This is a genomic window from Paenarthrobacter sp. PAE-2 (assembly GCF_026013155.1).
Classification (GTDB): domain Bacteria; phylum Actinomycetota; class Actinomycetes; order Actinomycetales; family Micrococcaceae; genus Arthrobacter; species Arthrobacter ureafaciens.
On sequence record NZ_JAPDNV010000010.1, the window covers coordinates 113,797 to 128,375 of the forward strand.

The 14,579-nt window shown below is 64.7% G+C and carries 15 protein-coding genes, 1 pseudogene and 1 riboswitch; of the genes and pseudogenes, 9 read left to right on the forward strand and 7 right to left on the reverse strand.

What is annotated here, in order from left to right; all coding sequences use genetic code 11:
* From OCL88_RS08860 to OCL88_RS08870, 3 genes and pseudogenes are all read left to right on the forward strand, one after another.
* A pseudogene (locus OCL88_RS08860) lies at positions 1-145 on the forward strand (TetR/AcrR family transcriptional regulator); the annotation flags it as partial.
* 50 nt (positions 146-195) lie between these two features.
* Positions 196-420 carry a DUF3107 domain-containing protein gene (locus OCL88_RS08865; protein ID WP_264962257.1) on the forward strand — a complete coding sequence of 75 codons (225 nt, stop codon included), beginning with the start codon at positions 196-198 and terminating at the stop codon, positions 418-420.
* 31 nt (positions 421-451) lie between these two features.
* Positions 452-754 (forward strand): hypothetical protein, encoded by a 303-nt coding sequence (locus OCL88_RS08870; protein WP_069695187.1) that lies wholly within the window; start codon positions 452-454, stop codon positions 752-754.
* Between the two features lie 104 nt (positions 755-858).
* On the opposite strand, the gene OCL88_RS08875 is transcribed toward OCL88_RS08870, so the two are convergent.
* The 3 genes from OCL88_RS08875 to thiO all read right to left on the reverse strand — a co-directional run bounded on the left by OCL88_RS08875 (position 859) and on the right by thiO (position 3,151).
* Positions 859-1,656 carry a thiazole synthase gene (locus tag OCL88_RS08875; RefSeq protein ID WP_264962258.1) on the reverse strand — a complete coding sequence of 266 codons (798 nt, stop codon included), beginning with the start codon at positions 1,654-1,656 and terminating at the stop codon, positions 859-861.
* A 2-nt stretch (positions 1,657-1,658) separates the two neighbouring features.
* On the reverse strand, positions 1,659-1,895 hold the full coding sequence (gene thiS / locus OCL88_RS08880) for a sulfur carrier protein ThiS (RefSeq protein ID WP_166183425.1): 237 nt from the start codon (positions 1,893-1,895) through the stop codon (positions 1,659-1,661).
* On the reverse strand, positions 1,892-3,151 hold the full coding sequence (gene thiO, locus OCL88_RS08885) for a glycine oxidase ThiO (RefSeq protein WP_217376315.1): 1,260 nt from the start codon (positions 3,149-3,151) through the stop codon (positions 1,892-1,894). The genes thiS and thiO overlap by 4 nt, the downstream gene beginning before the upstream one ends.
* Positions 3,144-3,261: riboswitch (TPP riboswitch) on the reverse strand. Its footprint overlaps the gene before it by 8 nt.
* A 27-nt stretch (positions 3,262-3,288) precedes the next feature.
* On the opposite strand from thiO, the gene thiE reads away from it, so the two are divergent.
* Positions 3,289-3,951, forward strand: a complete 663-nt coding sequence (gene thiE, locus OCL88_RS08890) for a thiamine phosphate synthase (RefSeq protein ID WP_217376316.1) — start codon at positions 3,289-3,291, stop codon at positions 3,949-3,951.
* Here the strand turns inward: thiE and OCL88_RS08895 are convergent.
* Positions 3,948-4,613 (reverse strand): ferritin-like domain-containing protein, encoded by a 666-nt coding sequence (locus tag OCL88_RS08895; RefSeq protein ID WP_264962259.1) that lies wholly within the window; start codon positions 4,611-4,613, stop codon positions 3,948-3,950. The two genes, thiE and OCL88_RS08895, sit on opposite strands and share 4 nt — an antisense overlap.
* A 41-nt stretch (positions 4,614-4,654) precedes the next feature.
* Here OCL88_RS08895 and OCL88_RS08900 point away from each other — a divergent pair, with 41 nt between their 5' ends.
* The 3 genes from OCL88_RS08900 (at position 4,655) to OCL88_RS08910 (ending at position 9,088) form a co-directional block, all read left to right on the forward strand.
* Positions 4,655-6,112 carry an RNB domain-containing ribonuclease gene (locus OCL88_RS08900; RefSeq protein WP_264962260.1) on the forward strand — a complete coding sequence of 486 codons (1,458 nt, stop codon included), beginning with the start codon at positions 4,655-4,657 and terminating at the stop codon, positions 6,110-6,112.
* Between the two features lie 314 nt (positions 6,113-6,426).
* The gene (locus OCL88_RS08905; protein WP_217376318.1) at positions 6,427-8,115 is read left to right on the forward strand and encodes a DEAD/DEAH box helicase; all 1,689 of its coding nucleotides are present in this window, start codon (positions 6,427-6,429) and stop codon (positions 8,113-8,115) included.
* 10 nt (positions 8,116-8,125) lie between these two features.
* Positions 8,126-9,088, forward strand: coding sequence for a DNA-methyltransferase (locus tag OCL88_RS08910; RefSeq protein ID WP_243541119.1), 963 nt, complete (start codon positions 8,126-8,128; stop codon positions 9,086-9,088).
* On the opposite strand, the gene OCL88_RS08915 is transcribed toward OCL88_RS08910, so the two are convergent.
* Together OCL88_RS08915 and OCL88_RS08920 are read right to left on the reverse strand one after the other, a co-directional pair.
* A complete protein-coding gene (locus tag OCL88_RS08915) occupies positions 9,026-9,634 on the reverse strand; it encodes a MarC family protein (RefSeq protein ID WP_021471793.1) in 609 nt (202 codons plus the stop codon). The genes OCL88_RS08910 and OCL88_RS08915 overlap by 63 nt on opposite strands.
* Positions 9,634-10,479: a PHP domain-containing protein gene (locus OCL88_RS08920; protein ID WP_217376319.1), complete on the reverse strand. Its 846-nt coding sequence runs from the start codon at positions 10,477-10,479 to the stop codon at positions 9,634-9,636. Before OCL88_RS08920 ends, OCL88_RS08915 begins: the two co-directional genes overlap by 1 nt.
* 175 nt (positions 10,480-10,654) lie before the next feature.
* On the opposite strand from OCL88_RS08920, the gene OCL88_RS08925 reads away from it, so the two are divergent.
* The gene (locus tag OCL88_RS08925; RefSeq protein WP_394357985.1) at positions 10,655-12,205 is read left to right on the forward strand and encodes an aminopeptidase P family protein; all 1,551 of its coding nucleotides are present in this window, start codon (positions 10,655-10,657) and stop codon (positions 12,203-12,205) included.
* 91 nt (positions 12,206-12,296) lie between these two features.
* Here OCL88_RS08925 and OCL88_RS08930 read toward each other — a convergent pair whose 3' ends face one another.
* Positions 12,297-13,184: a general stress protein gene (locus OCL88_RS08930; RefSeq protein ID WP_264962261.1), complete on the reverse strand. Its 888-nt coding sequence runs from the start codon at positions 13,182-13,184 to the stop codon at positions 12,297-12,299.
* Positions 13,185-13,260: 76 nt separating this feature from the next.
* Between OCL88_RS08930 and OCL88_RS08935 the strand changes: the two genes are divergently transcribed.
* Entirely contained in the window at positions 13,261-14,544 is a 1,284-nt protein-coding gene (locus OCL88_RS08935; protein WP_021471789.1) for a magnesium transporter MgtE N-terminal domain-containing protein, read from the forward strand.
* Positions 14,545-14,579: the final 35 nt, after the last annotated feature.

Consider the following 14,579-nt stretch of genomic DNA (forward strand, 5'->3'; position numbering starts at 1 on the left):
GCTGGGCCGCGGTCTGGCGGGAATGGCGCAGGTCAGCGCCCGGTACTGGCTGGAAACGGATGGAAACCTTGACCTCGATGTGGCCAGTGATCTGATCTATCGTTTAGCTTGGCGCGGAATCAGTCGATTCCCCAAAGAGTCCTAGGCTACAAATAAGGGACTGACTAAAACGTTGATTGGCTTGGAGGCCTTGTTGTGGAAGTAAAGATCGGCATTCAGAACGTTGGCCGCGAAATTGTGCTCGAATCCTCGCTCGATGCCGAGGCCGTAGGCAAGCTTGTTTCAGACGCCCTGTCCAAGGGCTCGGAATTGCGCCTCACCGATGATAAGGGCCGTCAGGTCATTGTTCCAGGCGGTGCCCTGGCCTACGTCGAGATCGGCGCTGAGGAAGTTCGTCGCGTGGGCTTCGGCGCACTCTGATCCAGAACGCCCGCAACGCTAAGGAGACCCCATGCTTTCCCTCGTCGTGATGGTGTTCGTAACCGTCGCCACCGGCTTCCTTGTGTGGGCAAACGACAAACGGCATGGCAAGTACGGCATTGCCGTCCCCGCGGGAGTATCCCTCGGAGTCGGCGCCCTCAGCTGGATCGCCTTCATTGCGGCCGGCTTCGGCTACCAGCCGGGGCTGACCTGGATTCCATGGGTCTTGCCGATCGTCCTTGGCACGGCAGCTGCGGCAGGCGTCGCGGTGTTCCTTGGCAGGACCCGGACCCTGCGGGACACTGAAGCGCTCACCAAAGCACTCCGCCTGTAGCACCTTCCCGGCTCAACCGGGCGACTAACAACTGTGGCCACCGCCCGCATGGGGTGGTGGCCACAGTCGTCAGCAGTACCTGCCGTCGCAGGCCTAGTAGGGACTCAGAGGAACTCTGCCCGGCCCTCCATCGCCGATGATGCCAGTGCGTGTTCCCTCCGTGGAATGCGGCCTGCCAGCCTGGCCAGCCTGCCTGCCTTGACGGCGTGCATGAATGCGGCACCCATCTGGACGGGGTTCTGGGCACGCGTCACCGCTGTGGCCAGGAGGACAGCGTCGCAACCGAGTTCCATGGCCAGTGCCGCATCGGAAGCAGTTCCGATGCCCGCATCCAGGACAACAGGCACGGAGGCACGGGACACAATAACTTCAATGTTGTGCGGGTTAAGGATGCCCAGGCCGGTTCCGATCGGTGCTCCGAGGGGCATGACCGCAGTTGCCCCGAGGTTTTCCAGTCGCAGTGCCAACACGGGGTCGTCATTGGTGTACGCGAAGACTTTGAAACCCCGATTGACCAGTTGTTCAGTGGCGTCGACGAGTTCAACCGCGTCCGGCAACAGCGTGTGTTCGTCCGCGATGACTTCCAGCTTCACCCAATCGGTCTCCAGTGCCTCGCGGGCCAGCTCAGCGGTGAGGACAGCGTCCTTGGCAGTGAAACAACCTGCCGTGTTGGGCAGCACCCGGATGTTGTTGTCCACCAGCAGTTGGAACAGCGAGCCCGTCTCGGCCGGCGAGTAGCGGCGCATGGCCACCGTGGTGAGCTCCGTACCGGAAGCAACCAGGGCCGCCCCCAAACCGTCCAGGCTCGGGGCACCACCGGTGCCCATAATGAGCCGCGAACTGAAGGCGACACCGTCGATTTCCAGCGTGTCAGTAGTGGTTTCGGTGTTGAGGATAGTCATGGTCAGCCTCCCTGGACTGCGGTAACGAGTTCGAGTTCATCGCCGTCGGCGAGGTTCGTTGCTGCCCACTGGCTACGCGGGACCACCTCCGCATTGCGCGCGACGGCGACACCCAGCTTGCCGCCGTCGGCCGCCTGTCCGCTCGGGTCGAGGATGCGGCCCGTAACGGACGTGACCAGGGTGCTGACGGATGCGCCATCGGCCACGGTGTGCCGGGCGCCATTGAGTGTGATGTTCATGCTGTTTCCTTGGTGGAAGCGATGGATGGTGTTGGAATGCCGCGCCCGGCGAGGGCGCCTTGCGGAGAAAAACGATCCGGACGGAACCGGACCCACCGGTCATCCGCGGAACCGTCGAGCAAGCCGGCCACGATCTGTGCGGCTATGGGGGTCAGGAGTACGCCGTGGCGGAAGAAACCCGTGGCTATGATCAGGCCCCGGACGGCGCCGTCCGGCGCACCCACCCGCCCCAGGAGCGGGGCGTTGTCCGGTGTTCCCGGCCGTGCCCGGGCTGTCACTTCGATGAGTTCCAGCTCACCGACTGCGGGGACCAGGACCTGGGCGTCCCGAAGCAGCTGGTACACGCCGCCGGCAGACACCGCATTCGATCCCGTCGAAAGCCCGTCCTCGCGTTGGGTTGCCCCGATCACCACGGTCCCGTCCTCGCGGGGCACGATGTACACCGGCACTCCCCGCACCATTCCGCGGACTGTGGAGGTCAGCAACGGCCGCAGGTCCTTCGGTACCCGGAGCCTGAGGATGTCTCCGTAAACCGGCCTGAGCGGCAGGTGCAGGTCCTCAGGAAGTCCGCCGGTCGCCGCAGCCGCCAAGCCATTGGCCAGCACGGTTTCCCTTGCCGCTACCACTTGGCCGGTGGAGAGTTCAGCGCCTACAACGCGGTCACCCTCCCACAGCAGCCGCCGGGCCGCCGCTGCCAGCTGGAACCCGCTGCTTGCGCCCGGGACCCATGTGGCATCCGACGGGGTGTGCGCGGCCAATCCGGCGAGTATGCACTCCGCCAGCCGGCGGGGGTCCACTTGGTGGTCGGCCGGGATATCGAAAGCGCATGAGATTCCGGGGCTGAGCAGCGGCTCGCGCTGCCGCGCGTCCCGCAGCATCAACGGCTCCACTGTGAGCCCCGCCGCCTGTTGCACGGAGCGCAGATCGGCGAGCGCCCGTCGATCGGCGGCATCGGCACCCACCGCGAGCGTCGACGTCGTGCTGTAGCCGGTGGTGACGCCGGTACCGGACAATCCGGACACGAACGTTGGCCACAATCTGGACGATTCGAGCATCAGTTCCAGGAGATCTTCTTCCTGGTAGTGGAGTTCGCTCACGGGGGCCAGCATCCCGGCCGCTGCAAAGGTTGCTCCACTGGCGGGGCGCGGATCGATGAGGGCCACGGAACGGCCTGTGGCCCGGATCCGGTATGCGATGCCCAGGCCGACTACGCCTGCGCCGATGACGGCAACGTCTGCTTGGATGGCTTCTGCCATTGGTTTCCTTCCCTACGCCGGTATTAGCCGGATCAGGTCAAGCGGTCGGCTCTGAAGCCCTCTCAGCCGGACGGTCATATGACGCTGTCACGGCTCCCGCAGTACGTGCCCAGTTTAGAGGAACTACTCTGGTTTCCATGACCCAGCCTGATCTCCTCACCGACGCCCGCCTCTACCTCTGCACCGATGCCCGCCGGCGGCAAGGCGATTTCGAAGACTTTGTGGACGCCGCGTTCGAAGGCGGCGTGGACATCATCCAGCTCCGTGACAAGACCCTTGAGGCCGCCGAGGAACTGGAGTTGCTCGAGGTCCTGAACAAAGTTGCCGCCCGGCATTCCAAGCTCTGGGCGGTCAACGACCGGGCTGATATCGCCCGTGTTTCCGGGGCTCCCGTGTTCCACGTGGGCCAAAAGGACCTCCCGCTGCCCGTGGCCCGGCAGCTGCTCGGGGACACCACCGCCATAGGTCTCTCCACGCATGGGCCTGATCAGGTGGACGCGGCCATTGCGGCTTCGTCGGGCAGTGCAGGACTGGACTACTTCTGCGTCGGTCCCCTCTGGGCCACACCCACCAAACCGGGCCGGACGCCAGTGGGCCTGGGCTTGGTCACATATGCCGCCGAAGCTGTGGAACGCGCAGGATCCGCCCTTCCCTGGTTTGCCATTGGCGGGATCGATCTTTCTAATGTGGAGCAGGTGGTTGCGGCAGGAGCCAGCCGCGTCGTCGTAGTCCGCGCCATCACCGACGCAGAAGACCCGACGGCGGCGGCCAAAGCGCTGCTCGAAGCCCTGGACGCCTAGGCAGTCAGTCCGAGGCCCGTCATCCGGCGCCCGTGGTGATCGGCGAGTTCCGCCGTCAACCGGCGTACCTCCGCCTTGGCCTGTCCGTCATGAAGTACGGCACGCAGGTCCGGGTGCTCCAACGCCACCCGTTGCACCTGGGTGAGGGCCTCGCCGACCAGCCTTCGGCCCCATAGGGCAAGGCGCGAAGCCAACCTGGGATCGTCCCTCAGGGCCCGCATGAGGAGGATGCGCAACGCCTCGGTGGCTTGGTCCGCAGAAGCGACTTTCCGGACGAATTGCTGTGTCCCGGCATCCAGGAAGGCGGACACCGTCCTGTAGAAGTCCGAGGACACCGTGTCGATGATGTACGCCTTCAGAACAGACTCGTACCAGTCCCCTGGCGGGGTGCGTTCGTGGAAGTGATCGAATGACGGCTGGAAGCGAAGCATGGCGTCCTCGGGGTCCCGCCCCATCTCGGTAAGCCGGCCGCTGATCAACGCATAGTTGCCGAATGCACCGACCGCGATCTTGGCAAAGGTAGCCCGGTCCCGGAGGGTAGGGGCGAAGCGGGAGTCCGCGGACAACCGCCCGAACGCTGACAATTCGCCATAGGCCATGGCTCCCAGCAGCTCTGCCGGGAGAACGTCCGCGGGAATTCCGCCAAGAGTGGACGTGCCCATGGTCCAAGACTATCCGCCGTTTTCGGGCTAGTCTGACTTTCGTGTCACATCATCGGATAGCGCCCAACGTCGACGATTCTTCCGACCGGCTCGCTGCCTCCCTGGCTGCCTTGAGGAGCGAGCTGGAACTACCCGGCGACTACCCTGCCGACGCCGAGCATGAAGCGCGCCAGGCGGTTCAAAACCTGCAGTTGCCGCCCCGTAGCCTGCTGGACGTGCCGTTCGTGACCATAGACCCCGCGACTTCCACCGATCTGGACCAAGCGCTGTTCATTCAGCGGAACGATGCCGGTTACAAGGTCCTGTACGCAATTGCCGACGTGCCGTCCTTCGTGGCCCCCGGCGGAGCCTTGGACGCCGAAACGCGGCGGCGCGGACAAACGTTCTACGCACCGGACGGAAGGGTCCCGCTGCATCCGGACGTCATCAGCGAGCATGCCGGGAGCCTCCTGGCAGAGCAGGAATGCAGCGCCTTCGTGTGGGACTTCGACCTCGACCACAACGCGGAAGTGGTCTCCATGTCCGTGGAGCGGGCCACCGTTCGCAGCCGTGCAAAGCTCAGCTACAAGGGTGCACAGAAGCAGATCGATGCGGGAACCGCCCCCGAGGTCCTCATGCTCCTGAAGGAAGTGGGCCTGAAGCGGGTCAAACTCGAGCGCAAACGCGGCGGGGCGAGCCTGAACATGCCCGAACAGGAGATCGTCCAGGTCACCGACGGCGACTACCGGATCGTGGCTGCTCCCTCGCTGCCGATCGAGGACTGGAACGCCCAGATGTCCCTGATGACCGGAATGGCTGCGGCCCAATTGATGCTCGACGGCAAGGTGGGCATCCTGCGGACCATGCCGGCCCCTGATGAGCGCTCCTTACTGCACTTCAAGCGCCAAACCCAGGCCCTCGGAAAACCGTGGGACGGCGACATCAGCTACGGCGAGTACCTCCGGACCCTCGATGGTTCGGATCCGAAGCAATTGGCCATCCTCCACTCCGCCGGCATGCTGTTCCGGGGCGCGGGCTACACCCCGTTCGACGGTGAGGTACCGGAGAACGTCGTCCAGTCCGCCATCGGGGCCCCGTACGCGCACACCACTGCTCCACTCCGCAGGCTCATTGACCGTTTTGTCCTGGTGATCTGCGAAGCCCTCAGCAACGGCCGGGAGATCCCCGCCTGGGCACGGGAAGCGCTGCCTGACCTGCCCGGGATCATGGCTGCTTCCGACTCATTGGCAGGCCGCTTGGAGCGAATGGCCCTGGACACCGTGGAAGCCGCGCTCGCGGCAAACCACGTAGGTCAGGTATTCGACGCCGTGGTGATTTCCGGGTCCAAGCCGTCCAACGGGAACGGCAACGGCAATGGCCCCTACGGCACCGTGCAGATCGCCGAACCTGCCGTCACTGCCCGATGCGATGGTGAGCTGGTGTCCGGAACCCAGGTGCGCGTGCGCCTGGTGAAGGCCGACATCACCGGCCGGGTGATCAGGTTCGAACTGGCCGAATGACACCTAGTGGGCCAGGGAATCCGCGGTGTCGGGCCGCTAGGGCCTCAGGGATTTCGGCCGCAACGGGGTTTTTGTGCGGCACAGGATAGACTGGGACAGTAGTAATGGATGCCCGGTCGTTGATTCAGTTAATTTTTGAACTCAACAAGCCCGCCCCTACGCGATCTTGAGATGTGCCCGCTGGTCCCCAGTGCCAGTACTTAGATAGCCCGCGATCGGCTTCCACTGGAAATGCTTGCGCCAGTTCGTGCTCCGGTACAGCTTTGCCGCCGTTGAGCATGCAGCGCCTGCCCAAATGAATAAGGAAACTCCCTGTGAGTGAATTGCACACCCATGAAGTCCTGACGGACTCCACCGGAACCGAGACCATCGAACCCGAGGAAACGATCACCTCGGACGAGACCCCCCACGAGATCGAAGAGAAGTCCTTCGCCGACTTCGACGTCCGCGCGGACATCGTCGAGTCCCTCGCCGACGCCGGAATTACGCACCCGTTCCCGATCCAGGCCATGACGCTTCCCGTGGCCCTGGGCGGCCATGACATCATCGGCCAGGCGAAGACCGGAACGGGCAAGACCCTGGGCTTCGGCATTCCGGTACTCCAGCGGATCGAAGGCCGCGATGACCCCGGATACGCCAAACTTGCCGTCCAGGGTGCACCCCAGGCCCTGATCATCGTCCCGACCCGCGAGCTTGCGGTCCAAGTGGCCAACGACCTCCAGACGGCCTCGCGCAAGCGCAACGCCCGCATCGCCACCATCTACGGCGGACGTGCCTACGAACCGCAGATCGATGCCCTCCAGAAGGGCGTGGAGATCGTGGTGGGTACGCCCGGACGCCTGATCGACCTGTACAAGCAGCGCCACCTGAGCCTCAAGAACGTCAAGATGGTAGTCCTCGATGAGGCCGACGAGATGCTCGACCTCGGCTTCCTGCCGGACGTCGAGACCCTCATCGCCGGCACTCCCCCGGTCCGCCAGACGCTGCTCTTCTCGGCTACCATGCCCGGCCCGGTCATCGCCATGGCCCGCCGGTACATGACCCAGCCCACGCACATCCGCGCTGCAGACCCCAATGACGAGGGCCTGACCAAGCGCGATATCCGCCAGCTCATCTACCGTGCGCACAGCATGGACAAGACTGAAGTCGTTGCCCGGATCCTGCAGGCCAAGGACCGTGGCCGCACCATCATCTTCACCAAGACCAAGCGCACCGCCGCGAAGGTGTCCGAGGAACTCGTGGACCGCGGCTTCGCGGCAGCGGCCATCCACGGTGACCTGGGCCAGGGAGCCCGCGAACAGGCGCTGCGTGCCTTCCGCAACAACAAGGTGGACGTGCTCGTCGCAACCGACGTTGCCGCCCGCGGCATCGACGTCGAAGACGTTACCCACGTCATCAACTACCAGTGCGTCGAAGACGAAAAAATCTACCTGCACCGCGTAGGCCGCACCGGCCGTGCCGGAAACAAGGGTACGGCCGTGACGTTCGTGGACTGGGACGACGTACCCCGCTGGGCGCTGATCAACAAGGCACTGGGGCTCAACGTCCCCGAACCGGTTGAAACCTATTCCTCCTCCCCGCACCTCTACACCGACCTCGACATCCCCGAGGGCACCAAGGGACGGCTGCCCCGCAACAAGCGGATGTTGGCAGGCGTGGACGCCGAGGTCCTGGAGGACCTGGGCGAGACAGGCAAGAAGAACTCCCGCTCGCGCAGCGGAGGCCGCCAGGGCGGATCCGGTCGCGATGGTGGCCGCACCCGTGACGGGAAGTCCGCAGACTCCGCCGGCTCCAAGGGCGAGGGTGGACGCAACCGCACGCGCCGCCGTCGTACCTCCGAGGCAGAGGGCACCACGACCACTGGCACCGCTGCTCCCCGCGAGTCCGCCGAGGGTGCATCGGAGAAGCCGGCGCGTACCCGCCGCACCCGCACCCGTCGTCGCAACGGCGAGGTAGTTTCCGGCGAGGCCGCAGGCACCACGCCTGCCACCACCGAGGCCTAACCGGACGGCGATGGCTGAAACTGTTTGGGCGCCGGACGGCAGCAACCTGGTGGTACATGCGGACAACGCATCGTTCCTCCCCACGCTGCCGGACGGCGCCTTCACACTCATCTACGTGGATCCCCCGTTCAACACCGGGCGGGTCCAGCGGCGCCAGGAAACGCGCATGGTCCGCAACGCGGACGGTGACGGTGACCGGGTGGGCTTCAAAGGCCGTTCCTATGACACCATCAAGGGCGCCCTGCACAGCTACGACGACGCCTTCAGCGACTACTGGTCCTTCCTGGAACCAAAGCTGGTGGAAGCGTGGCGGCTCCTGGCCGATGACGGCACACTGTACCTGCACCTGGACTACCGCGAGGTGCACTACGCCAAGGTCATGCTCGACTCCATTTTTGGCCGCGAGTGCTTCCTCAACGAGATCATCTGGGCCTACGACTACGGTGCGAGGGCCAAGAACCGCTGGCCCACCAAACACGACAACATCCTTGTGTACGTGAAGAACCCGGCCAAGTACCACTTCGACAACGAGGAAGTGGACCGGGAGCCGTACATGGCGCCGGGGCTGGTAACGCCCGCAAAACGCGAGCGCGGCAAGTTGCCGACCGACGTCTGGTGGCACACCATCGTCTCCCCCACGGGCCGCGAGAAAACCGGCTACCCCACGCAGAAACCCGAGGGGCTCATCCGCAGGGTAGTGACAGCTTCAAGCCGCAAGGGTGACTGGTGCCTGGACTTTTTCGCCGGTTCCGGAACGCTCGGCGCTGTTGCCGGCAAACTCGGCCGGAAGTTCGTGTGCGTGGATCAGAACGAACAGGCGATCGAAGTCATGCGCAAACGGCTGGGAACCAAGGCGGTCTTCCACACCGCTCCTGCTTCCCCTGACGGATCGGGCGGCTCCCTTGACGGGTCAGGCAGCGCCCTTAACGAAGGCCTGCACAGCGTCGGCGATCATCTGCACGGCAATAGCTGACAGCAGCAGACCGGCAATCCTCGTCACGAGTTCCACGCCGTTTTCGCCCAGCACGCGTTGGACGACGCCGGCGAAGCGCATGGCGAGGTAGAGCGAAACGAGCACAGCTGCAATCCCCGCGCCCACAGCCAGGTATTCGGACAGCTCAGTGGACTGCTGCACGAACACCATGACTGCCACGATGGCGCCGGGGCCGGCCATCAGCGGCGTCCCCAACGGCACAAACGCCACGTTCTTGTACTTGGCGGCGTTCTCTTCCCCGCTGGTGCTGCCGGTCAGCAGCTGCAGGGCGATCAGCACCAGCAGGAGTCCTCCTGCTCCCTGCAAAGCAGCCAGGGAAATGTGCATGTAGTTGAGGATGGACTGGCCGAAGATCGCGAACACGACGATGACGCCGGTGGCCACCAGCAGCGCCTGCAGGGCTGAACGGTTCCTGTCCTTGGCGCTCATCTGTGCCGTCAGGGACATGAAGATCGGCACGGTTCCGGGCGGGTCCATGATGACGAACAAGGTGACGATCACGGACGCCAGCAACTGCAGGTCCATCAGCGGACCACAGTGCTTCCCGTGCCCAGCTCCTCGATCCTTTCCAGGACGGCCGGATCAGTGAGGTTCTCGCCCAGCAGGTTGGGTTTGCCGGTGCCGTGGTAGTCGGAGGACCCGGTGATCAGCAGGCCGTGTTCGGCTGCGAGGTTGCGGAGGAACTTCCGTCCTTCTTCCGGATTGTCGCGGTGATCGATTTCCAGGCCCAACAGCCCGGCGTCGATCATCTCCCGGTACGTCTTGTCCCCCACGATGCGGCCACGCGAAGACGCAACGGGATGGGCGAACACGGGCACGCCGCCGGCGGCCCTGACAAGCCCGACGGCGAGTGCCGGGTCAGGTGCGTAGTGCTGGATGAAGTAACGCGAATGCGAGGTGAGGATGCTGTTGAAGGCCTCAGACCGGTCGGCAACCACCCCGGCGGCCACCAAGGCGTCGGCTATATGCGGCCGACCCACCGTAGCGCCCGGGGCTACATGGTGGATGACGTCGTCCCACGTCAACGGGTAATCCTCGGAGAGCAGGGTGACCATGCGCTCGGCACGGGTGAGCCTGGCGTCCCTGGACTTGTTGATTTCCTCCAGCAGGCCGGGGTGGGTGGGGTCGTGGAGATAGCTGAGCAAGTGGACGCTGATGCCCTTGTCCGTGCGGCACGAGATTTCCATGCCGGGGACGAAGGCGAGGCCATGCTGGACTGCCGCTTCCGCCGCCTGGTCCCAACCGTCGGTGGAGTCGTGATCCGTCAGCGCCACGGCGTCCAATCCGGCCTTGGCAGCTGACCGGATCACCTCGGCCGGGGTTTCGGTTCCGTCGGAAACATTCGAGTGCGCATGCAGGTCAATCCTCACTTTCCCAGCCTATGGGATGGCGGCTTGTTCAGCGTGTTGCGCCGTGGGCCTCCTCATGGCGCACCGTGGGCCTCCCCACGGAGCAGCCGTTGGCCGCGCCATGGCGCAGCCGTTGGCCTCCTCTTGGAACTGGTGGGACGATGTAACGGTGAATGATGCCAAAAACTCCCAGCACATGGACTCCGCTGAGTCCCAGCCACTGCAAGAGCGCGTCAACAACCGCTCGCAGCGGCCCACGTCCGATGCCTTCAAGGCGTTCATGGCCAGCAATTGGGCGCCGGCCCCGCAGGTGACCCCTGCGCGTGACGCCGTCGCAGACCACGCCGCCCGCCGCCGTCGTGCCATTTCCGAGAAGTTCAAAGGCGAACGGCTTGTTATCCCGGCCGGTCCGTTGAAGGTCCGCTCCAACGACTGCGACTACCGCTTCCGCCCGCATTCGGGCTTCGCCCACCTCACCGGCCTCGGCCTGGACCACGAGCCGGATGCCGTCCTCATCCTTGAGCCGGTGGCAGAAGGCAAGGGCGACGACGGCGGCCACCACACCGCGACGCTCTACTTCCGTCCGCTGGCGGGCAGGGACACCGAACAGTTCTACGCTGATTCCCGTGCCGGTGAGTTCTGGATCGGCCCCCGGCCGACGCTCGCGGAGTTCGAGGCCCGCCTGGGGCTGCCCACAGCCCACATTTCCGAACTTGAAGTGGCCATCACCAAGAACGTCGGCGCACCGGAGATCGGCGGCATTTCCATCCGCCTGGTGCGCAAGGTGGACGAGAACATCGACGCCCTGGTGGACACGGCCCGCTACAACACTGCCAAGGACCCCGAGAACCTTGACCTGGGCGAACTCGATGCCTTGGACGAGAAGCTCAGCGAAGCCCTTTCAGAACTCCGCCTCATCAAGGACGAATGGGAGGTGGAGCAGATGCGGATCGCCGTCGCGGCCACCGTGGAAGGTTTCGCCGACGTCGTCCGTGCACTTCCCCGCGCCCTGACCCACAAACGCGGCGAACGCGTCGTGGAAGGCGCGTTCTTTGCCAAGGCGCGCGAAGAAGGCAACGAACTGGGCTACGACACCATCGCAGCTTCAGGGAACAACGCCACAGTGCTGCACTGGAACCGCAACACGGGAACGGTCGACGCCGGCGATCTGCTCCTGCTCGACGCCGGCGTGGAAGCTGACTCCCTCTACACCGCCGATGTCACCCGGACCCTGCCGGCGAACGGCAAGTTCACCGACATCCAGCGGAAGGTCTACGAAGCAGTGCTCGACGCCGCCGACGCCGGTTTCGCCGCTGCCCGTCCGGGAGTGAAGTTCCGCGAGATCCACACGGCAGCCACCACGGTGCTCGCCGAGCGCCTGGCCGAGTGGGGCCTGCTGCCGGTCTCCGTGGAGGAAGCGATCAGTCCCGAAGGCCAGCAGCACCGCCGCTGGATGCCGCACGGCACCAGCCACCACCTGGGCTTGGACGTCCACGACTGCGCCCAGGCCAAGCGGGAACTTTACCTGGATGGTGAGCTCGCCGAGGGCATGGTCTTCACGATCGAACCCGGCCTGTACTTCAAGGCCGAGGACCTCGCCATCCCTGCTGAATACCGCGGCATCGGTGTACGGATCGAGGACGACATCCTCATGACGGCGGATGGCCCGGTGAACCTGAGCGCCGCCCTCCCCCGCAAGGCCGACGACGTCGAGGCCTGGATGGCGGGAATCTACCAGGAGGGCTAGTTCCCAGCGTGGAAGAAAGCCGAAGGGGCCACCGGGATAATCCCGGTGGCCCCTTCGCTTTAATATTGCCCGCCTGCTACTACCTGCCTGCTTACTGCCTGCCGGCGTCGTGCTCGGAGGCTTCAGGTGACTCTTGGCCGGCTTGGTTCTGGCCTGGCTGCGGCCGGCCATTGTCATCGCTGCCCTGGTGGCTGTGCCGGGACTGCTGGCTCTGCTGGGGCTGTTGGCCCTGCTGCGGTTGCCCTTCGGGAACCCTGATGCCGTACTGGGGACGTCCGTCCGGCAGGTCCGGGTACCGTGCTGATGACGGTGCAGGCGCCGGGGCGGGCTGCGCAGGACGCGGTTCAGGTTCCCCGGGCTGCGGGGCGCGCTGGCCGTAGGGGTCGTTCCAAGTGGAGGGGCGATCCGGGGCCCGGCCCGGCTGCTGGAACGGCTGGGACGGCTCCTGGCGCGAAGCGTAGCCCTGTCCCTGTCCCGCGGCCTGCGCCGGATTCATGGGCAACTGCTGGAGGAGGCGCCGGGCCTCATTGGCAGCTTCGAAAGCCACGATGACGTCATAGTTGGTGGCCACCACCTGGCTGGTGGACGTGAAGTCACGCTTACCCCGCTGGGTGGCATAGGTGACAATGCCGAACAGCATGAAGAAGGCCGCGCCCATGAGCACCGAGGTGATGATGGAGAACGGACCGCCGCCCGGCGTGAAGAAGGACAACATGACGCCAACGAAGAGGCCGAACCACATGCCGCTCAGGGCACCTGACAGGGCAACCCGCGGGTAGCTGAGCCTGCCCGTGACGCGCTCCACCATTTTGAGGTCGTTGCCGACGATGGACACCAGCTGCACGGGGAACTGCTGGTCTGCGAGGTAGTCCACCGCCTTCTGGGCATCCAAATAGGAAGTGTAGGAGCCTACGGTGTCACCTTGCGGGACGCTCCGGGCTTCTTCGACGGCTTTTGGACCACCAAAAATGTTAGACATAGCCCCATTGTGTCGCATGGAGATGTGCAGGAGCTGGAATTCAGCTAAAAGAGAGCAGACTCGGTAGCCTGTAAATATGAGCACACATCCCTCACGCGTCTTTGTTGCGCGCCTGCTCGGCTTGGACGTCTTCGACCCCATGGGCGATCGTCTTGGCCGCTTGCGGGACGTCGTTGTGCTCTCCCGGGGCACCCGCGGAGCTCCGCATGTTGTGGGCATTGTTGTTGAAGTTCCCGGCAAAAAGCGCGTGTTCGTTCCGATGACCCGGATCACGTCCATAGACCAGACGCAGATCATTTGCACCGGCCTGGTGAACCTGCGGCGCTTCGAGCAACGCGGGGCGGAAACCCTGGTGGTGGCCGAAATGTTCGATCGAAGGGTCACCTTGGCCGACGGCAGCGGGGACGCCACCATCGAGGACATCGCCATGGACCAGCACCGGTCCAAGGACTGGTTCGTGAGCAAGCTGTTTGTACGCCGCGGCCACTCGTTGTCTCCCCTGAGCCGGCTGCGGCGAAATGAAACACTGATCATCGACTGGGCCGACGCCGTCACCGGTGCCCGCACCGAACCGCAGGCGGCAACGCAGTTCGTGGCAACGCACGAAGACCTCAAACCGGCCGACTTCGCAGAAGCGCTCCAGGAGATGAGCGACAAACGCCGCTTCGAGGTGGCCAGCGAGCTGCAGGACGAACGGCTGGCCGATGTTCTCCAGGAGCTCCCGGAAGACGACCAGGTGGAGATCCTTTCCGCGCTGGACCTGGAACGCGCTGCCGACGTCCTTGAGGAAATGGATCCGGACGACGCCGCCGACCTTTTGGCGGAACTCCCCACGGCCCAGGCAGAGGAACTCCTGCAGCTGATGGAACCCCAGGAAGCAGAAGACGTCCGCCGCCTGCTGGAATATGACGAAGACACTGCCGGCGGTCTGATGACCCCCGTTCCCGTCATCCTGCCGCCCGAAGCCACGGTCGCCGAGGCCCTCGCGCACGTCAGGCGCGAAGAACTGTCGCCGGCGCTGGCCTCGTCCATCTTCATCACGCGTCCGCCGCTGGAGACTCCCACCGGCCGGTTCCTTGGTGTGGTCCACATCCAGCAGCTGCTGCGCTTCCCGCCTCCGGAACCACTCGGGAACCTCGTGGACAAGAACCTGGAACCCCTTTCGGACCAGGCCCACATCAGTGAAGTAGCCCGGACGCTGGCCACTTATAACCTGAACTCCCTTCCCGTCGTCGACGACGATGGCCGCCTTGTGGGGGCGGTGACTGTTGATGACGTGCTGGATCACCTGTTGCCGGATGATTGGCGCGCCCACGAGGACGACGCCCCTATAAGGAAACTTGGAGGCCGCATTGGCTGATAACACCGCCACACGTTCAACCAAGTCCTCTGACC

Coding starts and splice junctions, on each gene's coding strand:
- OCL88_RS08895 (WP_264962259.1), bottom strand. CDS start 4,613: ATGGGCACGTCCACTCTTGGCGGAATTCCCGCGGACGTTCTCCCGGCA.
- OCL88_RS08930 (WP_264962261.1), bottom strand. CDS start 13,184: ATGTCTAACATTTTTGGTGGTCCAAAAGCCGTCGAAGAAGCCCGGAGC.
- OCL88_RS08910 (WP_243541119.1), top strand. CDS start 8,126: ATGGCTGAAACTGTTTGGGCGCCGGACGGCAGCAACCTGGTGGTACAT.
- thiE (WP_217376316.1), top strand. CDS start 3,289: ATGACCCAGCCTGATCTCCTCACCGACGCCCGCCTCTACCTCTGCACC.
- OCL88_RS08935 (WP_021471789.1), top strand. CDS start 13,261: ATGAGCACACATCCCTCACGCGTCTTTGTTGCGCGCCTGCTCGGCTTG.
- OCL88_RS08870 (WP_069695187.1), top strand. CDS start 452: ATGCTTTCCCTCGTCGTGATGGTGTTCGTAACCGTCGCCACCGGCTTC.
- thiS (WP_166183425.1), bottom strand. CDS start 1,895: ATGAACATCACACTCAATGGCGCCCGGCACACCGTGGCCGATGGCGCA.
- OCL88_RS08925 (WP_394357985.1), top strand. CDS start 10,655: ATGGACTCCGCTGAGTCCCAGCCACTGCAAGAGCGCGTCAACAACCGC.
- OCL88_RS08875 (WP_264962258.1), bottom strand. CDS start 1,656: ATGACTATCCTCAACACCGAAACCACTACTGACACGCTGGAAATCGAC.
- thiO (WP_217376315.1), bottom strand. CDS start 3,151: ATGGCAGAAGCCATCCAAGCAGACGTTGCCGTCATCGGCGCAGGCGTA.
- OCL88_RS08915 (WP_021471793.1), bottom strand. CDS start 9,634: ATGGACCTGCAGTTGCTGGCGTCCGTGATCGTCACCTTGTTCGTCATC.